This is a genomic window from Chryseobacterium sp. II3a (assembly GCF_057815135.1).
Genome location: NZ_JBYPZJ010000008.1, coordinates 108,141 through 132,640, shown reverse-complemented (window position 1 = coordinate 132,640; position 24,500 = coordinate 108,141). Strand labels below are relative to the sequence as shown.

Annotated in this window: 26 protein-coding genes and 1 riboswitch; of the genes, 16 read left to right on the top strand and 10 right to left on the bottom strand. The window is 36.1% G+C overall.

Going from position 1 to position 24,500, the window contains the following annotated elements:
• The first annotated feature begins 6 nt into the window (after window positions 1–6).
• The 6 genes from AC3HD6_RS18075 to serS all read left to right on the top strand — a co-directional run bounded on the left by AC3HD6_RS18075 (window position 7) and on the right by serS (window position 6,038).
• Window positions 7–1,131: a hypothetical protein gene (locus tag AC3HD6_RS18075; protein ID WP_488897601.1), complete on the top strand. Its 1,125-nt coding sequence runs from the start codon at window positions 7–9 to the stop codon at window positions 1,129–1,131.
• A gap of 156 nt (window positions 1,132–1,287) precedes the next feature.
• Window positions 1,288–1,776 carry a hypothetical protein gene (locus AC3HD6_RS18070; RefSeq protein ID WP_068939137.1) on the top strand — a complete coding sequence of 163 codons (489 nt, stop codon included), beginning with the start codon at window positions 1,288–1,290 and terminating at the stop codon, window positions 1,774–1,776.
• Between the two features lie 6 nt (window positions 1,777–1,782).
• Entirely contained in the window at window positions 1,783–2,895 is a 1,113-nt protein-coding gene (locus AC3HD6_RS18065) for a glycosyltransferase (RefSeq protein ID WP_488897600.1), read from the top strand.
• A gap of 45 nt (window positions 2,896–2,940) precedes the next feature.
• The gene (locus AC3HD6_RS18060; RefSeq protein WP_488897599.1) at window positions 2,941–4,188 is read left to right on the top strand and encodes an oligosaccharide flippase family protein; all 1,248 of its coding nucleotides are present in this window, start codon (window positions 2,941–2,943) and stop codon (window positions 4,186–4,188) included.
• Between the two features lie 14 nt (window positions 4,189–4,202).
• Window positions 4,203–4,706 (top strand): hypothetical protein, encoded by a 504-nt coding sequence (locus AC3HD6_RS18055; protein WP_488897598.1) that lies wholly within the window; start codon window positions 4,203–4,205, stop codon window positions 4,704–4,706.
• Window positions 4,707–4,769: 63 nt separating this feature from the next.
• A complete protein-coding gene (serS, locus tag AC3HD6_RS18050) occupies window positions 4,770–6,038 on the top strand; it encodes a serine--tRNA ligase (RefSeq protein ID WP_488897597.1) in 1,269 nt (422 codons plus the stop codon).
• A 69-nt stretch (window positions 6,039–6,107) separates the two neighbouring features.
• On the opposite strand, the gene AC3HD6_RS18045 is transcribed toward serS, so the two are convergent.
• Window positions 6,108–7,187: a PLP-dependent cysteine synthase family protein gene (locus AC3HD6_RS18045; protein ID WP_488897596.1), complete on the bottom strand. Its 1,080-nt coding sequence runs from the start codon at window positions 7,185–7,187 to the stop codon at window positions 6,108–6,110.
• Window positions 7,188–7,342: 155 nt separating this feature from the next.
• On the opposite strand from AC3HD6_RS18045, the gene AC3HD6_RS18040 reads away from it, so the two are divergent.
• A complete protein-coding gene (locus AC3HD6_RS18040; protein ID WP_488897595.1) occupies window positions 7,343–7,807 on the top strand; it encodes an Lrp/AsnC family transcriptional regulator in 465 nt (154 codons plus the stop codon).
• A 69-nt stretch (window positions 7,808–7,876) separates the two neighbouring features.
• On the opposite strand, the gene AC3HD6_RS18035 is transcribed toward AC3HD6_RS18040, so the two are convergent.
• From AC3HD6_RS18035 to AC3HD6_RS17995, 9 genes are all read right to left on the bottom strand, one after another.
• Window positions 7,877–8,617, bottom strand: coding sequence for a hypothetical protein (locus AC3HD6_RS18035; RefSeq protein WP_488897594.1), 741 nt, complete (start codon window positions 8,615–8,617; stop codon window positions 7,877–7,879).
• A 28-nt stretch (window positions 8,618–8,645) separates the two neighbouring features.
• Window positions 8,646–9,404 (bottom strand): sulfite exporter TauE/SafE family protein, encoded by a 759-nt coding sequence (locus AC3HD6_RS18030; protein WP_488897593.1) that lies wholly within the window; start codon window positions 9,402–9,404, stop codon window positions 8,646–8,648.
• Window positions 9,395–9,847 carry a FixH family protein gene (locus AC3HD6_RS18025; protein WP_488897592.1) on the bottom strand — a complete coding sequence of 151 codons (453 nt, stop codon included), beginning with the start codon at window positions 9,845–9,847 and terminating at the stop codon, window positions 9,395–9,397. The genes AC3HD6_RS18030 and AC3HD6_RS18025 overlap by 10 nt, the downstream gene beginning before the upstream one ends.
• A 9-nt stretch (window positions 9,848–9,856) precedes the next feature.
• Window positions 9,857–11,311, bottom strand: a complete 1,455-nt coding sequence (gene ccoG, locus AC3HD6_RS18020; protein ID WP_488897591.1) for a cytochrome c oxidase accessory protein CcoG — start codon at window positions 11,309–11,311, stop codon at window positions 9,857–9,859.
• A 96-nt stretch (window positions 11,312–11,407) separates the two neighbouring features.
• Window positions 11,408–12,289 carry a cbb3-type cytochrome c oxidase N-terminal domain-containing protein gene (locus tag AC3HD6_RS18015; RefSeq protein ID WP_488897590.1) on the bottom strand — a complete coding sequence of 294 codons (882 nt, stop codon included), beginning with the start codon at window positions 12,287–12,289 and terminating at the stop codon, window positions 11,408–11,410.
• A 10-nt stretch (window positions 12,290–12,299) separates the two neighbouring features.
• Window positions 12,300–12,500 carry a cbb3-type cytochrome oxidase subunit 3 gene (locus AC3HD6_RS18010; RefSeq protein WP_045501410.1) on the bottom strand — a complete coding sequence of 67 codons (201 nt, stop codon included), beginning with the start codon at window positions 12,498–12,500 and terminating at the stop codon, window positions 12,300–12,302.
• Between the two features lie 18 nt (window positions 12,501–12,518).
• Window positions 12,519–14,780 (bottom strand): cytochrome-c oxidase, cbb3-type subunit I, encoded by a 2,262-nt coding sequence (ccoN, locus tag AC3HD6_RS18005; protein WP_488897589.1) that lies wholly within the window; start codon window positions 14,778–14,780, stop codon window positions 12,519–12,521.
• 21 nt (window positions 14,781–14,801) lie between these two features.
• A complete protein-coding gene (gene ccoS / locus AC3HD6_RS18000; RefSeq protein ID WP_488897588.1) occupies window positions 14,802–14,993 on the bottom strand; it encodes a cbb3-type cytochrome oxidase assembly protein CcoS in 192 nt (63 codons plus the stop codon).
• Between the two features lie 127 nt (window positions 14,994–15,120).
• Window positions 15,121–17,499: a heavy metal translocating P-type ATPase gene (locus AC3HD6_RS17995; RefSeq protein ID WP_488897587.1), complete on the bottom strand. Its 2,379-nt coding sequence runs from the start codon at window positions 17,497–17,499 to the stop codon at window positions 15,121–15,123.
• An 89-nt stretch (window positions 17,500–17,588) separates the two neighbouring features.
• Here AC3HD6_RS17995 and AC3HD6_RS17990 point away from each other — a divergent pair, with 89 nt between their 5' ends.
• The 9 genes from AC3HD6_RS17990 to AC3HD6_RS17950 all read left to right on the top strand — a co-directional run bounded on the left by AC3HD6_RS17990 (window position 17,589) and on the right by AC3HD6_RS17950 (window position 24,495).
• Window positions 17,589–18,302, top strand: a complete 714-nt coding sequence (locus AC3HD6_RS17990; protein WP_045501403.1) for a Crp/Fnr family transcriptional regulator — start codon at window positions 17,589–17,591, stop codon at window positions 18,300–18,302.
• 62 nt (window positions 18,303–18,364) lie between these two features.
• The gene (gene panB / locus AC3HD6_RS17985) at window positions 18,365–19,180 is read left to right on the top strand and encodes a 3-methyl-2-oxobutanoate hydroxymethyltransferase (protein WP_488897586.1); all 816 of its coding nucleotides are present in this window, start codon (window positions 18,365–18,367) and stop codon (window positions 19,178–19,180) included.
• Window positions 19,181–19,189: 9 nt separating this feature from the next.
• Window positions 19,190–19,513: a hypothetical protein gene (locus AC3HD6_RS17980; RefSeq protein WP_488897585.1), complete on the top strand. Its 324-nt coding sequence runs from the start codon at window positions 19,190–19,192 to the stop codon at window positions 19,511–19,513.
• A gap of 5 nt (window positions 19,514–19,518) precedes the next feature.
• Window positions 19,519–20,196 carry an RluA family pseudouridine synthase gene (locus AC3HD6_RS17975; protein ID WP_488897584.1) on the top strand — a complete coding sequence of 226 codons (678 nt, stop codon included), beginning with the start codon at window positions 19,519–19,521 and terminating at the stop codon, window positions 20,194–20,196.
• Between the two features lie 83 nt (window positions 20,197–20,279).
• Window positions 20,280–20,375, top strand: a riboswitch (TPP riboswitch).
• A 57-nt stretch (window positions 20,376–20,432) separates the two neighbouring features.
• Window positions 20,433–20,639 (top strand): sulfur carrier protein ThiS, encoded by a 207-nt coding sequence (gene thiS, locus AC3HD6_RS17970; protein WP_488897583.1) that lies wholly within the window; start codon window positions 20,433–20,435, stop codon window positions 20,637–20,639.
• Between the two features lie 24 nt (window positions 20,640–20,663).
• A complete protein-coding gene (thiC, locus tag AC3HD6_RS17965; protein ID WP_488897582.1) occupies window positions 20,664–22,475 on the top strand; it encodes a phosphomethylpyrimidine synthase ThiC in 1,812 nt (603 codons plus the stop codon).
• On the top strand, window positions 22,472–23,053 hold the full coding sequence (locus tag AC3HD6_RS17960; RefSeq protein WP_488897581.1) for a thiamine phosphate synthase: 582 nt from the start codon (window positions 22,472–22,474) through the stop codon (window positions 23,051–23,053). Before thiC ends, AC3HD6_RS17960 begins: the two co-directional genes overlap by 4 nt.
• A gap of 52 nt (window positions 23,054–23,105) precedes the next feature.
• Window positions 23,106–23,726 (top strand): thiamine phosphate synthase, encoded by a 621-nt coding sequence (locus AC3HD6_RS17955; protein WP_488897580.1) that lies wholly within the window; start codon window positions 23,106–23,108, stop codon window positions 23,724–23,726.
• Window positions 23,719–24,495, top strand: a complete 777-nt coding sequence (locus AC3HD6_RS17950) for a thiazole synthase (protein WP_066695711.1) — start codon at window positions 23,719–23,721, stop codon at window positions 24,493–24,495. The genes AC3HD6_RS17955 and AC3HD6_RS17950 overlap by 8 nt, the downstream gene beginning before the upstream one ends.
• The last annotated feature ends 5 nt before the right edge of the window (window positions 24,496–24,500 follow it).

Here is a 24,500-nt window from a genome sequence, read left to right as displayed (position 1 = left end):
AGGTTTATGAAGGTAGAATTGAAACTCTCCTTTTTGTTTATCATTTCGATACTTGTTGCTCTTACATACTGGAATTACCTAAACAGAGTATATAACTGGGATATGCCGGGATATTTAGGAAGTATGTATACTTCTGAGTTCCCGAATTCACAGGATAAAGTTCGAAAGATAACTTACGATGAAATAAAAAAAGAAGCACCTGCAGACCAGTATACAGATATCATCGGGATAAAGCAGTGGGACATTCCAAGGCAGTATTTCGCAAAAAATACACAATCTTTTACAGAACAATTACCCTATTTTCAAATCAAAGTAGGGTATATTCTTGTAATAACTCTCTTTTATAAGCTGGGGCTTTCCTCTCCAATGGCAGTCTTGTTTACCAGTCTTATTTCTTATTTTTTTTCAGGGTTATTATTATTTTATATTATAAAACTCCTATTTCCTAAGAAATATTGGTTTGCAATAGGATTAACGGTTGCAGTTATGCTTTTGCCGCCCATGACGGATATGTCGAGAGTTTCGTCTCCGGATATGTTTATTTTCCAGTTTATCCTGATTTTTACCATTGGTTTGATCAAAAAATGGAGTAAATGGGAGATGTTTGTACTTCTTTTTGCAATCGCCCTTATACGTCCGGACTATATTACATTTGCCCTGACTTATATTATTGCTGTTTTCTTCTTTTACTATTTTAGAGAAAAAAAGATTGATTTTTCCCTTATTGTTCAGGGTGCAGTACTTCTGCTGATGTTTCTTGCAATTATTAAATTTTACCATTATCCTGGTTGGAAAGACCTTTTTTATGATACTTTTATCTACAGAAGGCCTATTATTTCCACACACCCTATTGAAATAAGCCTAAAAGACTATCTGAATATTATGTATATCAAACTGATCTACTTTAAAAAAGTGACTCTGTCTGTAAGTATCATGATCGCAATAGTATTTTGGTGTTCCAAAGATGCATGGGTAAGAATGATTTCAGTACTTTTCCTGGTGAATGTGTACATCAAATTCTTTTTCTTTCCGCATACGGCAGGATTGAGATTCTTCTTCCCGTTTATTTTTCCGCTTTTTCTTATGATGCTCCATGTATTGAGCCAAAAATATTATACTATTAAAAATTAAATGATTGTATGTATTAAAAGATGGATATAAAATTGCTGTCGCTAGACATTTCAAGAACGTAAACTGTCTTTAATTGGAAAGAATATCTTTACAGGATATAAGTCACATTCTGTCTGAAGAAAAAATCGTAATTTTATACTTTAAAATTGATTAGATATGAAAATTGAAGAATCAAACGTTGTAGAAACAAACGACTACAGAGTTATTATATATCCGGCATCAAGGCCATTTGAAACCAAAGAAGCAAAGATAATCACAGAAAAACTGTTTGATTTTCTGGCAACCTGGGCAGCCCATGGAAAACCCCTTTCGTCATCATTTAAAATTGAAAAAAATCAATTTATTATCGTATGTGTGGATGAAGAGAAGGAAGCGGCTTCAGGGTGCAGTATTGATGCTTTGGGTAAGATCATGAGAGAGATTGATGAAGAGTATCAATTAGGCTTGTTTGACAGAATGAAAGCGAGCTTCGTAGAAAACGGAGAAGTAAAAACATTGAAACTTCTTGACTTTAAGAACAAGCTAAGAAACGGTGAATTATCAAAAGATATTCAGGTTTTTGATTTTTCTAAAAATACTTATCTTGATTTTCTAAGCCATTTTCTATTGCCATTTGAAAAAAGCTGGGCTTCTTCTATAAAATAATCTCTCTTGAAAATTCTTTTTATATCCTCCTGGTTTCCGAATAGGCAAGAACCTACGAACGGTAATTTTGTACAGCGTCACGCAGAAGCAGTGGCGTTGTTGCATGAGGTAGAAATATTACATGCTATAGGAGATCCTAATCAAGAAGAAGAGCTTATTTTTGAAGATCAGATAATTAACGGAATAAGAACACTTATTGTATATTATAGAGGTTCCAGAAACCCGGTTCTGAATTTCAGGAATAGGATGAATGCATATCAGAAAGGCTTTTCGGAGCTTAAAAAGCCTGACCTGGTACATGCAAATATACTGCACAATTCTATGTTTTTTGCAGTGTATTTAAAGGAGAAATTCAGAATTCCTTTTGTCGTATCAGAACACTGGTCTGGCTTCCTTCCTGTCAATAGGTCCAAACTATCTGTAATAAATATTCTTACGGCTAGGTATATTGGAAGTAGGGCATCTTATCTTTTCCCTGTAAGCAAAGTTCTGATGAACAATTTAAAAGACCTTAAAATAGGGAAGAATTCTAAGGTTGTAGGAAATGTTGTGGATACTGAACTTTTTGTACCACAAAAACTTAAAAATAATATCTTTACTTTTCTTCATATTTCTAATCTTATTGCTCTTAAAAATCCAGATGCCATAATTAATGCAGCTGTTAGGCTTAGAAAAGAATTTGAAAATTTTGAACTTCATATTGGAGGTGATGGAGATGTAGAAAGGTTAGATAATCTGATCGGGAAGTACAATGCAAAGGAATATATTAAAACTTTTGCTGAAATAGCCTATCAGGAAGTTGCTGAAAAAATGAGACAAAGCGATTGTTTTGTTCTTTTCAGTGATTATGAAAGCTTTTCATGTGTTCTTCTGGAATCCCTTTCTTCCGGTGTTCCTGTAATTGCTACCAGAGTAGGCGCTATCCCCGAAATTATTAATGAAAATCAGGGGATCATTATTGATAAATCTGAAGAAGAGCTCTATATGGCAATGAAAGAGATGTTATGTGGAAATCATAAAACAGATTCTCCCGAAGCACTTCACCAATATGTTGTAGATAATTTTTCTATACCAGCCATTGCAAAGCAATTTAGTGAAGTTTATAAAAGCATTGTTTAAAGCAGTAAATTTGATGTTTCTTTATTTCCTGTTGACTATACTGAAATGAAAAGCTTAAAAGATTTTATTAATGCATTTCTTGCTAACAAAGGACAGCATGTGTTCTTGTCCTTGCTTATAACGAAAATATGTGCATTTTCAGGATCTCTATTTATGATCAGAATATTGTCGGAAAAAGATTTTGGACTGCTAAGCATTGTAGCTTCTGTTTTTGCTATTTTTGCCCCATTTAGTGGTTTTGGAAGCCCTCAGAGCCTTGTTAGATTAGGATCTCTCAGTAACTCGGAAAAAGATAAAAAAGAATTATCAGCCTATTTATTCAAAAAAGGATTTTATTATCAGCTGATTTTAAGTCTTATATTTTTTTTATTGGCTTTTTTTTATGTAACTCATTACGACTACATATTTTATATTTTCTTTTTCTTTACGGTTCGACTCATTGGAGTTTACTTTCTTAGCCATATTCAGGCTGAACGCCGCGTATATCTTGACAACAGACAATTTGCAATGATAAGTAATGTTGTCAATATCTCAGGACTATTGATGATGATTGTATTCTCAACCCGCTGGGGATTGTATGGCTATTTAATTGCGAACGCTATAACTCCGTTTCTTGCTCTTTTTTGGTTTAAAAAATCATCATGGAAAACTCATAATTCGTACCTGAAGCTTAATAAAAAAGAGATATGGAGTTTTGCAGTACATGCTTCTATAACTGCTCTTTTATCCGATGCTTTTTTCTCTGCAGATATTCTATTGCTCAATTTTTTTAAGGATGAGAGTGTGGTTGCTAATTACAAAGTAGCTTTGCTGATTCCAGCCAATATTACTTTTTTAGCACTTTCTTTTATGCAGAGTGATTACCCAACAATTGCTAAAAATCATCTTGATAAATCTTTTCTCACGAGTTATATTATCAATTATTATAAACTCTTCATCCCAATTTGTATTTTAATATGGATAGGCGGAAGTCTTTTGAGTCATTATATTATCAGCTTATTTTTTGGAGAGCAATATACAGATAATGCCTTTGCATTTTCTGTTTTGTTAGGCGTTTTTTGTGGAAGCATGCTGTTGAGAAATCTATATGGAAATTTATTGGCAGCCGTTGGATTGATGAAAAGAAATACCTTTTTTTCAATTCTTTCATTGGTTGTATTAAGTATTTTTTCTTACTTTTTAGTTCCATCTTCAGGAGTACTGGGGATGGCTGCTTCATTGGGGTTAACAATGACGCTTGTAGGGTTTTTAATGATGTTTTCATTCTACTCTTATCTTAGAAAGTTGAAATAAATTATCTTTGCGTTATGAGAAACATTGTTTTTGGAATCATGGTCATTCTTTTTGCCCTGACAAGTTGTAGTCAGGATGAAGAATCTTTGCAGAGAATTGATCAAATTATGAATATCTATATGAGATCTGATACCAACCCGGATTTATTGAATGCTAAAAAGAGCGGATCTTTTACAAGCTTTTCAGTGAATGATATGTTGGGAGACAAAGACAATTCTCCAGTAACCACAATCCCTCTTAGAATGAGGCAGGATTCTGTTTTTTATATAGAATATTTGGCAGGAGCCAAAAGGAAAAAGTTTGATTCTTCGGGAGTTAATTACTATTCCAAGATGTTAGTTACCCTAAACAAGACTGTTAATAATGCTACTGAGTCGGATACTGATACTCTTGAAATTCATTACCGAAATACGCCGGAATTATTTCAGGTTTCAGAGGTTTTATACAATTCAGAATCCGTATTTTCAAAAGAATCGGGTGCACCTAATTCGATAAATAAGGTAACTATCACAAAATAGTTTTAAATTTGTAAAATTGTTAGCTTATATTAGGCTAAATTTAATATTTAACATCTAAATAAAATGTTACAAGTCAATTTTTTACGCGACAACAAGGAACGCGTTTTAGAAGGTCTTCAAAAAAGACAATTCAAGAATCTTGAGTTGGTAGACGATGCTATTGCTACTGACGACGAAAGAAAAAGAATCCAATTTGAATTAGATTCCCAGCTTTCCGAGATCAATAAAATTTCCAAGGAAATTGGACTTTTAATGAAGGAAGGAAAGAAAGAAGAGGCAGAATCAGCAAAATCTAAAACAGCGCAGTACAAAGAGTCGAGTTCAGAATTGAAATCTCAACTGGAAGTAAAAGAAACAGAATTATTAAACATTTTGTACCAACTTCCAAACATTCCAAATGAATTGGTAAAAAGCGGTGCTTCTGCAGATGACAACGAAATTATTTTCCAGTCTCATAATGTAGAAGGTCTTGGTGAAGGAGCGATTCCTCATTGGGAACTCGCTAAAAAATATAACCTTATTGATTTTGAATTAGGAGTAAAAATCGCTGGAGCAGGATTCCCTGTTTATTTAGGAAAAGGAGCAAGATTACAAAGAGCCTTGGTTCAGTATTTTCTAGACAAGAACGTAGAGAAGGGATATACAGAAGTTAACCCACCTCACGTTGTGAACGAAGCTTCAGGTTATGGAACCGGACAGTTGCCTGATAAAGAAGGACAGATGTATTATATCAATGAAGATAATTTATATCTGATCCCTACAGCAGAAGTTCCGGTAACAAATCTTTACCGTGATGTATTATTGGATGAAAGAGATCTTCCTATTAAAAATACAGCTTTCTCTCAATGTTACAGAAGAGAAGCAGGTAGCTATGGTGCTCACGTAAGAGGGCTTAACCGTCTTCACCAGTTCGAAAAAGTAGAAATTGTAAGAATTGAAAAGCCTGAAAACTCTTATGCTGTTTTAGAGGAAATGGTAGAGCACATCAAGGAAATCCTTACAGATCTTGAATTACCATTCAGAGTATTAAGACTTTGTGGTGGTGATACAGGATTTGCTGCTGCAATGACGTATGACTTCGAAGTATGGAGTGCTGCACAGGAAATGTGGCTGGAAGTAAGTTCTGTTTCGAACTTTGAAACATTCCAGGCTAATAGGCTGAAATGCCGTTATAAAGCAGATGGTAAATCCCAATTGGTACATACACTGAATGGTTCCGCAATGGCATTACCAAGAATTATGGCAGCTTTGTTGGAGAATAATCAGACTTTAGAAGGAATTAAACTTCCTAAAAAAATTGCTGAATACGCAAGATTCGAGGTAATTAACTAAACTATGATAATAATAAAAATCCCCTTTCAATTTTTGAAAGGGGATTTTGTATTTCTTTATCTCTGTAAATTAGAAACCTAATAAAGGCTTTTCAAGTCGTGATATAGGTAAAAAACCTTTAAAGGTCAGTTCTTTAGAAATATAATCATCCTTTATCGGTTCTTCTTTCATCAAATCAGTGCTTAAATATTTTTTATTATCATCAGGAAGCAACGTTACAACAGTAGCATCATCTCCCATTTGTTCTTTTAATTTTATTGCCCCAATAATATTGGCTCCTGAGGAAATTCCTACAGCTAATCCAAGTTGTTTTGCCAGCTTTTGAGCTATAATGATAGAGTCACCATCTGCTGCACATATAACATGATCCAATTCATTCAATTTTACAATCGCAGGGATAAACTCATCTGAGATCCCTTGTATACGATGCGATCCTATTTTGTATCCGGTCGTTAAGGTAGGACTTTCCAATGGCTCTAAAGGATGAATTTTAATATTTGGATGGTGATTTCTTAAATGTTTTCCTATTCCCATTACTGTTCCTCCTGTACCCACTCCAGCGACGAACGCATCAGGCGTCAGCCCTTTAGAAGAAAGCTGTAGTAGAATTTCTTTTCCTGTTGTCATCTCATGAGCTTCGGCATTATATTGATTTTCAAATTGACGAGGCAAAAATACACCTCCTTTAGATGCCAGTTTTTCACTTAATTGAATACTCCCTAAAAAGCCTCCTTCTTCCTTGGATATGAGTTCAATCTCAGCTCCCATGCTTTTTATAATATCTATACGCTCTTTGCTTAGCCAATTAGGCATAATAATTTTGACCTGATGACCTAAAGCTTTTCCGATAGCAGAAAAGGCAATCCCTGTATTGCCACTGGTGGCTTCAATGATTGTATCTTCGGGACGGATCTGACAGTTCATATAAGCCTTGTATAAAATATATAAGGCCATCCGGTCTTTAATACTACCTGTAAGATTATAGTTTTCGCATTTTACATATATTTTTCCAGGCTTACCTTTATAAATATATTGTAATTCGAGCATGGGAGTGTTTCCGATTAGGTGCCATAAGTGTTTGAATCTGCTGTCTAATTCAGGAGACAGACATTTTTTGTTAAACTCGTTTTTTTCAATTTTTGACATCATGTGTTTGATATTAATTATGATGCAAAACTAGTAGTACTCCATCTTTTATTCAAAAGGGTGTAAGAAATTCAAGAAATTTTCTGGTATATAATGTGAAAACCAAAAAAAATACGATTTTTTTAATAAATTAGTGTAACCACCAAAATAAATTCAAAATGAAATTGGATGCTATTGACATAAAACTGCTAAGGCTGTTGCAGGAAGATGCTACTTTAAATAATAAACAACTTTCACTAGAGTTGCATTTATCAATTGCCGCTATACATGAACGTGTTAAAAAACTCAGAGCTAACGAATTTATTAAAAAGACAGTAGTACTCTTAGATAGACATAAATTGGGACTAGGATTAATCTCTTTTTCCCAGGTTTTTTTGAAAGCCCATACTTTTGATGTTCTTCAGGAATTTGAAAAAGAAGTTGTTAAGCTTCCTGAAGTCATGGAATGCTACCAGATTGCAGGTTCGTATGATTTTTTACTTCGCATTGTTACAGAAGATATGGACGCTTATAATTTGTTCCTGCGGTATAAACTATCCTTACTTCCGCATGTGAATACAGTTCATACATATTTTGCCTTATCTGAGGTGAAAAGTGTTACAGCGTTTCCTCTGGAACCATAATCTTTTATTTTTCAAAAGAGAAATTCAGTTTTTGATAATTTATAAACTATGGCTATTCTGGTATTTTGTTTATTCTGTTACAATGATAATCTTTTGATCTGAATTTTTAAATGCTGCTTCCTGTTCATATAAGGCTTTAAGATCATAAGTGATCTTTAACGTATAATCATCAATCTGTTTCAGCCAGTCATGCTTTCCTGTAATTGATTTCACTTTATTCTCAAACTTCAGGGTAGTACTGATATTATTAAAGTACATCATCATCATTCCTTCTATTTTTTGAGGATCATCTTTGGTACGACTTGATGTTATTGATGCTTGAATATTTTTTAGATTAAAATTTTCTGTATTGATGGTGAGCACTTTTCCATCCCAGGGATTAAAAATATTCTGTTCAACAGGTAATTTTTCTGTTTTGAGATAGTTGCTGAGAATAATATAATCATCCTGGTTAAAATGTTCTGTTTTTAAGGAAACACCTGTAGGGACCTCATTTTCCCTGTTGGTCTTCATGAAGATCTTTTTCATGATTCTGATGTGTTCCGGATTGGTGTCTTTTACCTCTCTGCTCTTTTGTTCCAGTTCCTGAAGGTTTGTCCAGGCAGCGGGATATTTATTTAGGTCACTGTATTCATCTTTATCTTTCAAAGAATCCGGTGTGGCGGCTCTTACTTCTGCCAAAAATCTTCTCATATCAATATCAGTTACGGAAGTGGAAGTGGCATCCTTATGATAGATAATTTCGGAACTTACATTGCATGATTGTAATATAAAAAGACCTATTGGTAATAAAAAAAATATTTTCTTCATGAAAATGGAATAAACGGAAAATCTGCTTTTAATGACAGTTAGTAGAGGAGTGGTCATGTCCCTCAATGTGGCAATTGGCTCCATTGTGATCTTTAGAGATTGTCATGGCTTCAGCTCTTGGTGAAACATAAGGAATACCCAGTTCTAAACCTCTAAGGATGAAAAGTCCCCCCAAAATAATCATAATGACAGGTACAGCCTTTAAAACCTTTGTTCTGAAAGCCTGATTCATGAGGTTTCCAGCCAGAACAATGGCGAACATGAACGGAAGGGTCCCCAAACCAAATAAAGCCATATATAAAGCTCCCTGCCATATTCCCCCTCCAGCAAGACTTGCTGTAAGTGCCATATAAACCATTCCACATGGTAAGAAACCATTAAGAATCCCAGTTGTAAATCTTGAACGGTAGTCTGCTTTTTGTAGTACCCGCCCTAGATTTGACTTTACAGAGTATAAAAATTTGGACAGAAAAGGAATCTTTGAAGCAAAGTCTTTTCCACCAAATGAAAATAAAGCCATAATAATAAGCAGAATACCAGCCGTGATGGTCAGGTATTTCTGAAATCCTGCCATTTCAAATCCTTGCCCTATAATGCCGAGAAGTGCACCTAATAATGAATAAGTGAAAATTCTTCCGAATTGATAGGTAAGATTTTGGAGATAAAAATTGGCTGCTTGTTTTTTTGTTAATCCCATCGATAAAGCAATAGGGCCACACATTCCGATACAGTGAAAACCGGAAGCAAAGCCTAAAGCAATAGCCGATATGACAAGTCCTATTTCCATATCACATCATAGTCCATTCGGTAGTCTGTTTTGTCTTTTGTCCAGCTCAGTCTTAAGGTATAATTCCCCATTTTCAATACCTGTGCAGGTATTATGAATGACTGGTTGCCATCAAGCTCTACAGATTTTTTGATATCTAAATTCTGATCGTCGGTTCTGTTTAAAACAAATTTTACCGTAGTGTTTGTAGAAGTATAATCTTTTGGAAAAACGATTTTAATTCCATTAGCATCTTGGCTGTATACTGGTTTTTCCTGTAGTTCATCAGCCCTTTTTTTGGCATCAATTACATCCTGGTATTGTAATTCTTCCTCATAATAATTATCAGTAACCATTTCAGAGTTTTTTTGCCCATTCGGGAAAAGAAACATCATGGATAATATAAAAATAATAAATGCTAATAATGCAATTACAACACCGTGTCCCCAACTAAAGTTCTTCATTTTGTCTAATTAAAATTGTAATTTAAATGGTCCTTCAAAATAAGTTTGATAAGAATCGATAAGTTTACCCTTCATGTCATAAACTCCGATTGTAATATTCTGTTTGGAAAGTTTCATTTCATCTTCTGGGAAACTGATATTGATGGTCCCCTTAGAAATTTTATCTCTATCTACAGGAATTTTACTTGATGCACTATAAGTGATTTCACCATGTGCAGGATCTATTACCTTGATGGTAACGATTTTTTTCTCATTGGTCTTATTCAGGAAAGTATAATTATAAGTATTGATAATTTTTCCTTCTTTCACAAAGAATGTACTTCCTGCTGGTTTAATGAATTTAGCTTCCATTTCTCCACGGCTGTACAATAGATATCCTAAGAATCCTACCAAAATGAACAAGAAGATACTGAATCCTTTCATTCTTCCCGTAAACTTGAATGGCGTTTCTTTCTCAATCTCGTTTTCAGAAGCATATCTGATAAGTCCCTTTGGAAGACCTACTTTTTCCATCACTTCATCACAGGCATCAATACAGGCTGTACAGTTGATACATTCCAGCTGTTGTCCGTCTCTGATGTCAATTCCGGTAGGACATACTACTACACACTGGTGACAATCAATACAATCTCCTTTTCCAGCTGCTTTTCGATCTTCCCCTTTTCTCCATTTTGATCTGTTCTCACCTCTTTTGAAGTCGTAGAAAACGTTGATTGTATCTTTATCAATCAATACTCCCTGTAGTCGGCCATATGGGCAAACCAATGTACATACCTGTTCTCTGAACCATGCAAATACAAAGTAAAAGGCAGCGGTAAGGAGAATCATTACGATAAAGTTGGTAGGATGGGCAAACGGCCCTTCAGAAACAATTTTGAATACCTCTTCATATCCCACAATATACATAAACATAAAGTGGGTGATGATGAGTGAAATAATGATATAAACAGACCATTTCAAAGTTCTTTTCCAGATCTTTTCACTGTCCCACTCCTGTCTGTCCAGCTTCATTTGCTTGTTTCGGTCACCTTCAATCAGATACTCGATTTTACGGAAGATAGATTCCATAAAAATTGTCTGAGGGCAAATCCACCCGCAGAAAATTCTTCCGAATGCAATCGTAAAAACGATAATAAAAATTAAAGATGCGATGGCACCTAAAGTAAGGATAAAAAAGTCTTGTGGATAGAAAGGCTGTCCAAAGATGAAAAACTCTCTGTCTATCACATTGAACATCAACAATGGGTTACCATTGATTTTGATGAACGGTAATGAAAAATAAATGATTAATAATAGATAGCTTACAATGTTTCTATAGTTGGTGTATTTCCCTTTTGGTTTCCTTGGAAAAACCCATCTTCTTTTACCGGATTGCTCCATTGTCCCGATAGAATCTCTGTAAGTTTCAGGGTCCAGAACCTGTCCCTGTCCGCCTCGTACTTCTATTTCTTCTATGTCTGACATATTGTAATGTGTTTAAAAAAGAAAAAACATAATTCGTTACTATTTTTAAGGTAATAACAAATTATGTTTTTTTCATATGTTTCTAATTTTTCTAAATTATTCTTTTTCCCAATGTGCTTCAGTTCCTTGAGGAGCTGCTCCTCCTTGAGCCTGAGTCACTGGTGGTAATTCCTGGTTGATGTGATATACATAGGCTGCAATCTTTTCAATTTCAGCTCCAGAAACTTCTCCATTTTTACCGAATGCTCTCATCGCTGGGTTAGTAGGAGAACCATTCCAGTCCATGTGGAATACGTTTTTGAATAACGTCTTCTCAGGCTGGTTGATCCAGAAGTTATCAGTCAGGTTTGGACCAATACCTCCACTACCGTCTTCTTTGTGACAAGATGCACAGTTTGTTTTGAATAATTCTTTACCTTCTGCGATATTATCAGCTGAATATTTAGCTGTTTCAATCGTTACAGGAGGCTGAGATTTTTGATATTCTTCAATGCTTGCTAATTGCTCTTTGTATTCTTTTTCATATTCGCTTAACGGGTGAGCGAAATCTGTGAAAGAATAAGCTGCAATATATACAATACAAAAAGCAGTCCCAAAATAGAATAAACCTACCCACCATTTTGGTAATTGGTTATCCAACTCCATGATTCCATCGAAACCATGGTCAATAAGGATATCTTTTTCTTCTGTATCAGATTGCTTTTTAAAGGCAGCTGCATACATTCTTTTGAAGAAAGGAATTTTCTTTTCAGCTAAATAAGCCGCTTTCTCTTCCGGAGATAATTTTTTGAATTTGTTATTTTCAACTAAATCTCCAATAGCACTGTGGATAAAGGCAAGGATACCAGCTATCACAACAGTTCCCCAGAAGTAAGGCGAAGCTAGGAACGCATAACTCTGTACAAACAAATAATAAAAAACTATTAAAAGTCCGATTATTATCAAGATGTTTACAACAACAGGTGTTCTTTGTTTCATAAAAAATAGTTTAATTTTTTAAATTAAAATCGTCGTCTTCATCCTCTCCTAGGGGAGCTTCTTCTTCCTCTTTGTAATATTTCTTAGGCTTGCTAAAAACATAGATTACCAGAGCTACGAAGAACAGCATAAAGAAAATCAGAGCCAGTGTCTGGTAGAAGCCAGCATTTTCTGTATTGGATAATATATCTTTAAAGTTCTGAGGAATCATACTAACCTTTTAATGTTTTTAGTTATTACTTGCTGTTTTAATTTCAGTTGTTTTAATATCTGTTCCTAATCTTTGAAGATAAGAAATAAGAGCAATAATTTCTTTTTTCTCTAATTCTCCCTGAGGTCTCTTAGCATAAGCTTCTTTCAAGTCATTTGCTTCAGAGAAGATATCTTTTACAATTTTTGCCGATTGGTTGTTTGCCCACTTATCTGCAGAATCAATTTCAGCTTTTGTATAAGGAACATCAAATGTGTTCTTCATAAGCTTCATTTTATCTACCATTTTAGATCTGTCTAAGTTAGTAGCAATTAACCAAGGGTAACGAGGCATGATAGAACCTGCAGAAGTAGATCTTGGGTTATACATGTGCTTATAGTGCCAAGAGCTTGGGTTTTTACCACCTTCTCTATGTAAATCTGGTCCTGTTCTCTTAGATCCCCAAAGGAATGGTCTGTCATAGATGAACTCTCCAGCTTTAGAGTACTGTCCGTTTTTACCGTTGAATCTTGTAATCTCATCTCTGAACGGTCTGATCATCTGAGAGTGACAAGCGTTACATCCTTCACGGATATAAATATCTCTACCTTCAAGCTCAAGCGGTGAATAAGGTTTTACCGCAGAAATTGTAGGGACACTTTTCTTAAGAGTAAGAGTAGGAATAATTTCTACCATACTTCCGATGGAAATAGTAAATAATGATAATACTGTTAAAAGTAATGGCATTCTTTCCAACCAAAGGTGGAATCCTTCTCCTTCTTTACGTTTGTTACCAATATTTGCTAATGCTGGTGCTTCAGCAGGAACTTCTTTCTGGAATGATCCTTTTCTTACGGTAGCAATTACGTTAACAATCATTAGGATAGCTCCAGAAATATAGAATAGCCCTCCTAAGAATCTCATTTTGAAGTAAGGAATAATTGCAGTTACTGTATCCAACCAGTTTTTCCATAATAATGTTCCATCCGGGTTGAATTGCTTCCACATTAATCCTTGTGTGAATCCAGAAATATACATTGGTACTGCATAGAAAATGATTCCTAAAGTACCTAACCAGAAATGCCAGTTAGCTAATTTTACAGACCAAAGTTTTGTTCTCCACATAATTGGTACCAGGTAATAGATAACCCCGAATGCCATGAAACCATTCCATCCAAGAGCTCCTAAGTGTACGTGACCGATAACCCAGTCTGTAAAGTGGCCAATTTTGTTGATGTTTTTAGTTGCTAAAAGCGGACCTTCAAACGTCGCCATACCATAACAAGTAACAGCTACTACGAAGAACTTAAGAATAGGATTTTCTCTTACTTTATCCCAAGCTCCTCTCAAAGTAAGAAGACCATTTAACATTCCTCCCCAAGATGGTGCGATAAGCATAATAGAGAAACCAGTTCCTACTGCCTGTGCCCATGCTGGAAGAGCGGTATACTGAAGGTGGTGAGGACCAGCCCAGATATATACGAAGATTAGTGACCAAAAGTGAATAATAGACAGTTTGTATGAGAATACAGGTCTGTCTGCAGCTTTTGGTAAGAAGTAATACATTAAACCTAGAACCGGAGTTGTCAATACGAATGCTACTGCATTGTGACCATACCACCATTGTACGATGGCATCTTTTGCTCCTGCATATGCAGAATAAGACTTCCAGCCAGAGAAAGATAATGGAACCTCAAGGTTGTTGAAAATGTGAAGCATTGCTACTGCTACCCAAGTTCCAAGATAGAACCAAATAGCAACATAAAGGTGTCTTACTCTTCTCTTTGAAATAGTGAGAATCATATTAGCCCCGAAAATGATCCATGAGAATGCAATCAGGATGTCGATCGGCCACTCATGTTCAGCATATTCTTTAGAAGTGTTAATACCCATAAAGAAGGTAATGAACGTAGCAACAATCATAAACTGCCATGTCCAGAAGTGAATCCAAGATAATGTATCACTATACATTCTTGTCTTCAATAATCTTTGCGTAGAGTAGTATACCCCTACATAAACAATATTACACACGAACGCAAAGATCACGGTATTGGTGTGCAACATTCTGATTCTACCAAAACCAAACGCTCCATGAGTGTTTATTAACCCTTGAATATTACCCGATGCCAAACTTTTAATGGTTGTATCATCTGTACCGAATAAGAATTCAGGTAATTCAGGGTAGAAAAGCATTAATGCCGCCGTAAGCCCGAACGTAAATCCTATGAAACCAAAGATAATGGTCGCATAGAGGAACGCACGGACAATACTATTGTCATAACTAAACTTTTGTGTTTCCATATCAACTATTCACTATTTTTCTCAATTTTTATTATTTTCTCCTATTTCTTTCTCGTCTTTATTTTTGTCGCCAGTTTCATCTTTTTCCTTGACTTCGTCATCGAAAAGGATCCTGACAGCAGGAGATTCATCATCTTCAAACTGCCCTTTTCTGGCATACACTATAAATACGACCAGGAAGATCGCAGCTAAAGAAACACTGCAGACGATCATTAAATATAGAATATCCATTGGACAACAAAATTAACCTATTTTCGGGGTTCAAATTTAGTGAAAAATAATGACATTCATCACGAAATGCCGATTTCAGCTAATTTAAAATCAGTCTAAATAAGCGGGTTTAAGCCCGGTTTTTGAAGTATTTTCGACCTAGTATCCAAGTTGAAACTGTAGTAAAAGTAACTACTGTAATGGAACTTACAGGCATGATAATTGCAGCAAAAAGCGGATGCATGTGGCCTGTAACAGCGTAACTTAACCCAACGATGTTATAAAGAAAACTGATTATAAATGTCATTTTCACAATAGTAATCGAGCCTTTACAAACGTTCAGGTAGTTGTCTAAAGTAACTACTTTTTCACCATTCATAATGACGTCAGAAGAGGGGGTGAAGCTGTTAGTATCATCAGCGATGGCAATCCCTACATTACTCTGTTTTAATGCTCCTGCATCATTCAGTCCATCTCCTAGCATAGCCACTTTCATGTGCTGATCCTGAAGGTTTTTGATATAATTCAGTTTGTCTTCCGGGCTCTGGTTGAAAGCCATTCCTTTGTAGTTTGGAATGAGTTCTTTAAGCTGGTTTTCTTCTGAGGAATTATCCCCGCTCAAAATAAATATTTTGTAGTTGGTGAGTTTATTAAATAAGTCTTTAAGCTTTGGTCTGTATTCGTTCTTAAAGATAAATTTTCCTAAAAATTCGTCATTTTTGCTAATGTAAACCGCGGTTTCAAGATTCTTGGGTTCCTGATTGTTGTAGCGGGCAGAACCGATTTTATAATCATTTCCTCTTATGCTTGCTACATAGCCTTTTCCTGAAATTTCCTGGAAGTTTTCAACCGGGAAATAGTTGTCATTAAGCTCTATAAATTCATAAAGAGACTTTGAAAGAGGGTGATTGGAGTTCTTTAATAATGTTTTGATATTCAGTTGGTCAAATTCATTAATCTCTGAACCTTCGTACCTGATGTTGGATTTTTTTCTGTGGGTAATGGTTCCTGTTTTATCAAAGACGATAGTGTCTAATTTGGCGATTTTTTCAATCGTTAAAGTATCTTTTACATAAAACTTATTTCGACCTAAAATCCTCATAATGTGCCCAAAAGTGAATGGGGCAGACAATGCAAGCGCACAAGGGCATGCAATGATGAGAATTGCTGAAATAACCTGGAACATTTTCTCTAAATCGATGAATGCCCAATAAATTCCTGAAATTAAAGCGATGCCTAAAATGATGAAGGTGAAATATTTACTGATATTGTTAGTCAGGGTATCTAGGCCGGTCTCGTGTTTCTTGAAAGCTTCTTTGTTCCAAAGCTGAGTAAGATAACTCTGATCCACATCTTTAATCACTTCCAGTTCCAGTGATGATCCTACCTGCTTACCTCCTGCAAAAATTTTGTCACCAGGCTGTTTGCTGATGCTTTCACTTTCTCCTGTGATAAAACTGTTGTCAATATTTCCTTCTCCGTTGATCAGAATAGCATCTACCGGGATGATTTCCTGGTTTCTAACTAGAATTCTGTCACCTACTTTTATTTCAGAAAGAAGGATGTTTTCCTGTTTTCCTTCAAAGTCTACCTTGGTTACGGCAATAGGATAAAATGATTTGTAATCTCTATCATAAGAAAGAGCGCTATACGTTCTTTTCTGGAACAGTTTTCCCATCAACATGAAGAAAAGAAGACCACATAGGGTATCAAAATATCCTGGGCCATAATCTGTTGCCACTTCATAAATACTTCTTCCGAAGAGAACGAATATTCCTAATACAATTGGGACATCAATGTTAACGATTTTATTTTTTAAACCATACCAGGCGGATTTATAATAATCGGAAGCAGAATAAAATACGACCGGACATGCCAGTAAGAACATCAGAACTCTGAAAAGTCCTTTATAATGTTCCATCCAGTAATCTTCACCTCCTACATATTCCGGGAATGCTAAAAACATTCCATTTCCGAAAGCAAAACCTGCAATCGCAAATTTTACAAGAAGTGATTTATCAAGATGGTCGACATTTTTTTCTGCAGTTTCAAGACTGATAACAGGTTTGTATCCTAAATTGGTTAAGAAATTAGCTAGTTCGCTTAATTTTAGATCATTATGGTTGAATGAGATCTGTAAGGTCTTTCTGGTAAAGTTAACCTGTGAATACTTAATATAAGGATTTAGGGTATGAAGGCTTTCTAGTAACCAGATACAGGAAGAACAGTGAATTACAGGGATTTTAAAGGTAACAAGGCTGGTGTTTCCTTCAGAAAAATCTGTGATCTTTTCAAAAATTTCCGGAGTGTCTAAATAAGCGAATTGAGTAGAACTTTCATCGCCCGGACGAATTCCTGCTCCTTTATTAAGTTCATAGAAATTACTTAAATTGTTTGTATTCAGAATTTCATAAACAGACTTACAGCCATTGCAGCAGAAAGTCTTTTCATCAAACAAAATTCTCTCTTTTTCTATTCCTTGACCACAATGAAAACAGTTCTCGCTCACCTCCCTAAATTATTGAACTACAAAATTATAACAATTTTTTTTGTTTATCGAGTTAAAAAGTTCTATTTTTGTGATAAATATCATATAAAATGCCGCAGGAACAACAGATAGCCATTGAAGAGAGGTTCGCCAGAGTTTTTAATGATAAATCATTTAAGGAAAGACTTTCTAGCGCAGATTTTGAAAAATATATTAACGGTAAAAAAAGATTGAGTTTTCAGAAACACGATACTATTTTCGAGGATGGAGAGACTCCAAAAGGGGTGTTCGTTCTTGAAAAAGGAGCCGCTAAACTTTCAAAATCAGGAGCATTTGGGAAAGATCAGATTTTAAGATTTATCAAAGAAGGGGATATTATCGGCTATCGTTCTTTGCTTTGCGGGGAAAATTTCCAGGCCAAAGCAGAAGCTATGACAGACATTGAATGTGTTTTCTTACCAGCAGATATCTTTATGTATCTTTTGGAGGTAGATCCGCAATTGTCTTTCGTAATGCTTCAGAAAATTTCTTACGAATTAGGAGAATCTTCCAATACCATCACGTTCCTTGCCCAGAAAACGGTAAGAGAAAGGCTGGCTGAAATATTGCTGCTTCTAGAACAGAAATTAGGGGTAGACCCGGAAGGGTTTATCAAGATCTCTTTAACCAGAGAAGAAATTGCCAACATTATTGGTACTGCTACAGAAAGTGCCATCCGTCTGATCTCAGAGTTCAAACAGGATAACCTGATAGAAGTTGACGGACGAAACATTAAGATTCTGAATCACGATAAACTCATGAAACTCGGTCACGTAGTTTTGTAAAAATCATAAAAACTTAAGTCGGCTAAATGGCCGACTTTTTAACTTTTAAAAATAGATAAATTATGTCTGTTCACTCTGAAATTAAAAAAGTTACGACTGAAACCTTGCGTAGAATGAAATTCGACAAGGAAAAAATAACAATGCTTACTGCTTATGATTTTACCACGGCAAAGATGGTAGATGCAGGTGGAGTAGATGCTATTTTGATTGGAGACTCTGCAGCCAATGTAATGGCAGGTTTTGAAACTACATTACCTATTACATTAGACCAAATGATCTACCATGCTCAAAGTGTGGTAAGAGGAACGGACAGAGCTTTAGTAGTAGCAGACCTACCATTCGGAACATATCAGAGTAACCCTGAAAAAGCCTTAGAGTCTGCTGTAAGAATGATGAAAGAAGGAGGCGCTCATGCCGTGAAAATTGAAGGCGGAAAAGAGATCTCAAAATCTATTAAAAAAATTATCAATGCTGGGATTCCGGTAATGGGACATTTAGGATTAACTCCACAGTCTATATATAAATTCGGAACGTATAAAGTAAGAGCAAAAGAAGAAGCAGAAGCTGAAAAACTGATTGCTGATGCACAGCTTTTAGAAGAACTGGGATGTTTTTCTGTAGTATTGGAAAAAATTCCTGCTGAACTTGCTAAAAAAGTGACTGAGAGTATTTCTATTCCTACTATTGGAATTGGAGCCGGAGCTGATTGTGATGGTCAAGTGTTGGTATATCATGATATGGTAGGAATGAACAAAGGTTTCAGCCCGAAATTTTTAAGAAGATACCTAGACCTTTACACAGAAATTACAGGAGCTGTTTCTCAATATGTAAAAGATGTGAAGAGCGTAGAGTTCCCTAACCAAAACGAAAGTTATTAAAATTAATTCATGCAAAATCAACAACAATCTGCCCAGGGAATATTATCTATTGCAGCATTAATCTGTCTTGCTATAGGCTGGTTCAATTTATTTTCACCTGAAATCAATCACTTGCTTTCCAGAAAAGTATTTTATGTGCTGATAGGAGCAAGTTTCTTTATTCAGGCGCCAATGCTTACCAATAAAAACTTTATGTATGCAATGTATGCAGCAGCAGGAGTTTGTGTAGTTGGAGCATTGCTTCCGGACAGTTCAATGATTGCAGGACTTAAAACAATTGGTCTTTTGGCGGGGATTATCCTTTCAATGTCAAATAGAAACAGAAATAGATAGACTGAATGAAGGAGCAGATTGTATATGAAGACAACCACCTTCTGGTAGTGAATAAGAAAGTCGGTCAGCTTGTACAAGGTGATAAGACCGGTGATGAATCACTATTGGAATCTATCAAGAATTTTATAAAAATAAGAGATGCTAAGCCGGGGAATGTTTTTCTCGGCTTGGTTCATCGTATAGATCGCCCCACTTCAGGCTTGGTGATTTATGCCAAAACTTCAAAAGCGCTTTCCCGTCTTACTCAAATGGTGAAGAATCGTGAAGTTAAAAAGACGTATTGGGCGGTAGTGGGAAAGGAGATGATTCCACAGAGCCAAAGACTCGTTCATTATTTAAAGAAGAATGAGAAGAATAATAAGGCAATTGTTTTCCCAAAAGCGACAGAAGGAGCTAAAGAAGCAATCCTGACTTATAACGTGATCAAGACTTTAGATAACTATTTGCTTCTCGAAATAGATCTTGAAACCGGAAGACATCATCAGATCCGGGCTCAGCTATCTAAGACAGGTATTCCTATCAAAGGAGACTTAAAATACGGTTCTCCACGTTCCAATCCGGATGGAGGAATTAATCTTCATGCAAGAAAATTGGAATTTATTCATCCTGTTACCAAAGAAAACATTGAAATTATAGCTCCTGTTCCACAGAATGATGCGGTTTGGAGAGCTTGCGAAGAATAAAAAAGAAAATTCTGCTGAAAAGCGGGATTTTTTGTTTCCGGAAAATTTGATTTTGCCCATTCTCAAAAAATAACTAACTTCGTCCCACACTTTAGGGGTGTCTGTTCATACAGACTGAGACTTTACCCTTTGAACCTGATCTGGATCATACCAGCGTAGGGAAAAGTAGATGACTTTTGCTGTACATTCTATTGTACAATAATGGCCATTCCTAAAGTATATTTAAATCATTAGGAATGGAACTTATAATCAACCACACCCGAAAAACATTTGATATACTTCCTGAAAATCTGGAAGCATTATTGGCTATGGAGTTACCTGGAAAGAAGAAAGGTATTGCTGTAGCCATCAACAATCGTATTATTCCGCTGTCTGCCTGGGCGGAAACTTCCCTTAATAATCTGGATTCAATTTTAATCATTACTGCCACTCAGGGCGGATAATTCTCATACTTAATACCCATATTTATGGCTCATTCAATTACATGTTCGCCATTTCCGAACTCAAAGAAAATTTATGTTGAAGGAAAAATTCATCCTATCAATGTAGCAATGCGTGAAATACAACTTAGCCCTACCAAGCTGACTAATGGAAATTTTGAAGAAAATGCTCCGGTAACCATTTATGATACGTCAGGGCCTTACACTGATGAAAATGCAACCATCGATATTCAGAAAGGACTTCCAAGAATAAGAGAGCAATGGATTCTGGACAGAGAAGATGTTGTGATTTTGGATGGAATTACCTCAGAATACGGTAAAGCACGTCTGGCAGATCCAAAACTTGATGCATTACGTTTTTCCTACGATCATAAACCTAAAGTGGCTCAGGAAGGAAAAGAGCTTACCCAGCTTTATTACGCGAAGCAAGGCATTATCACCCCTGAAATGGAATATATCGCCATCAGAGAAAACCAAAGAATAGAACAATTGCAGTCGGTTCCGAAAGAAATGGCCTGCCAGCATATTGGAAATAGCTTTGGTGCTAATACTCCTAAAAGTAAGATCACTCCGGAGTTTGTAAGAGACGAAATTGCGGCTGGAAGAGCCATTATTCCAAATAACATCAATCACCCTGAAAGTGAGCCGATGATTATTGGAAGAAACTTTTTAGTGAAAATCAATGCCAATATTGGAAACAGTGCTGTTTCTTCAAGTATTGATGAAGAAGTGGAAAAGGCAGTTTGGGCTTGCCGATGGGGAGCAGATACCATTATGGATCTTTCCACAGGAAAAAATATCCACGAAACAAGAGAGTGGATTATCAGAAACAGTCCGGTTCCCATTGGTACCGTTCCTATTTACCAGGCACTTGAAAAGGTAAAAGGAGTACCGGAAGATCTAACGTGGGAGGTTTTTAAAGACACATTGATTGAACAGGCTGAACAGGGAGTTTCTTATTTCACTATTCATGCCGGAGTTTTGCTAAGATACATTCATTTAACGGCAAACAGAGTAACAGGAATCGTATCCAGAGGAGGCTCTATTATGGCGAAATGGTGTCTTTACCATCACAAGGAAAACTTTTTATACACTCATTTTGAGGAGATTTGTGAGATCATGAAGAAATATGATGTGGCTTTCTCTTTGGGAGACGGTCTACGTCCGGGCTCTATTGCTGATGCCAATGATGCTGCACAGTTTGCAGAACTGGAAACATTAGGTGAGCTGACAAAAATTGCCTGGAAGCATAATGTACAGGTGATGATTGAAGGTCCAGGACACGTTCCGATGCACATGATTAAAGAAAACATGGAAAAACAATTGGAAGTGTGTGATGAAGCTCCTTTCTATACATTAGGGCCTTTAACCACAGATATTGCACCGGGCTATGATCATATTACATCAGGAATCGGGGCTGCTATGATCGGATGGTTCGGATGTGCAATGCTTTGCTATGTAACACCAAAAGAACATTTGGGTCTTCCGAACAAAGATGATGTGAAAGTGGGGGTAATTACTTACAAATTAGCTGCCCACGCTGCAGATTTAGCAAAAGGACATCCAGGCGCACAATACAGAGATAACGCATTAAGTAAAGCAAGATTTGAATTCAGATGGGAAGACCAGTTCAATCTTTCATTAGATCCGGATACGGCAAGAGCTTATCATGATGAAACGCTTCCTGCTGATGGAGCTAAAATCGCTCACTTCTGTTCTATGTGCGGACCAAAATTCTGTTCTATGAAGATCACTCAGGAAATCCGTGAATCTGCTGAACAGGGAATGTTCGATAAATCGCAGGAGTTTATAGAAAATGGAAAGGAAATTTATATATGATTCTCGTCATCACTCCTGAAAGTTCAGTTCCTAATGAATCAGCGATCATCAATCAGATGTTTCACGATGGGCTGGATTTGCTTCACATCAGAAAACCATGGATCAGCCGGAATGAAATGATTGAATTTATCAACAGTATTGATTCTTTATTTTATGGACAATTAGTGCTACACAGTTATTATGACCTTGGAAAAGACTATGGAATTCCAAGATTTCACTTTAGAGAAGAAGACCGAAGGGAGGGAAAATATAGACCTTTTATGAATGGAAATACAATTTCAACCTCTGTTCATGATATGACCACTTTTAATGATTTGGAAAAAGAATGGGAATATGCTTTCATAAGCCCATTCTTTCCAAGTATCTCCAAAAAAGGATATGGAATTGATTCAAAAGTGATTGAACGTTTGAAACAAAGAAACAATCCGGATGTAAAGCTGATGGCTTTAGGAGGAATTGATGTGGATCGTATTCAGGAAGTCTTTGATCTTGGAGTAGATGGTGTAGCTTTATTAGGAGCGGTTTGGGAAAGTGATGAACCTTTATCTGTTTTTAGAAAATGCAGGAGAATTATATAGAGAATAATTTTATAAATCAGCCCTCTTTATTGGGAACACATTCATAGTTAATATGGAAAAATTACAATATATCTCACAAGGAAATACGAGGCAGGAACAGGAAGTAAATATCCGAAAAGCCTTAGATCATGGGATAAAATGGGTACAGATCCGTTGGAAAAATGCCCCTGAAAATGAATTAATGAGCCTTTGTGAAGTTTCAAAACAGCTTTGTTCAGAATATCAATCAATTTGTATCATCAATGATAATGTTCAATTAGCAAAAATCATAGATGCTGATGGGGTTCATTTAGGATTAAGTGATGGTTCTACTGAAGAAGCAAGAATTATTTTAGGCGAGAGTAAAATCATTGGCGGAACAGCTAATACGATTTCAGATGTTCTTCAAAGAATGAATGAATCATGTGATTATATTGGTTTGGGACCATTAAGATATACTTCTACAAAAGAAAAGCTCAGCCCTATTCTTGGATTTGAAGGCTATCAGGAAATTATAGATCAGCTTCATGAAAAGGGAATGATGATTCCTAAAATATTTGCGATTGGAGGAGTGAGCCTTGAAGATATTCAATTGTTACAACAGATCGGAGTTTATGGAGTAGCGGTTTCAGGTCAGATTACTAACCGTCCGTCTATCATTAATGAATTTAAAAAAGCAATGATATATGCATAATCAAAAATTAATAATAGCAGACAGAACCTTTGAGTCGAGATTGTTTTTAGGAACAGGAAAATTCGGAAGTCTTGAAGATATGGCAGCCTCTGTTGTTGCTTCAGAATCTAATATGGTCACAATGGCGTTGAAGAGAATTGATGCTCAATCGGCCGAAGATGATCTGCTAGACTCGTTAAAAGGAACGAATGTTCATCTTTTACCCAATACTTCAGGGGCAAGAACAGCGAAAGAGGCAGTATTGGCAGCACAATTAGCTAGAGAAGCCTTAGAAACCAACTGGGTAAAACTGGAAATTCATCCGGATCCGAAATATTTATTACCCGATCCTATTGAAACGTTGTATGCTACCGAAGAGTTGGCCAAATTAGGTTTCGTCGTAATGCCTTACATTCATGCTGATCCGGTTTTATGCAAACGTCTTGAAGATGCGGGAACAGCTGTAGTAATGCCTTTAGGTGCGCCTATTGGAACGAATAAAGGGTTGAGAACATTAGATTTCTTAGAAATTATCATCAGCCAAAGTAATGTACCTGTTGTTGTAGATGCCGGAATTGGAGCACCATCAGATGCGGCAAAGGCAATGGAGATGGGAGCAGATGCTGTTTTGGTGAATACCGCTATTGCAGTGGCCAGGAATCCTGTAAATATGGCTGTTGCATTCAAAGAAGGTGTGATTGCCGGAAGAAGAGCCTTTGAATCAGGTTTAGGAGCTATAGCAAATCACGCCGAAGCATCAAGCCCGCTAACGTCATTTTTGTTTGAATAAAAATA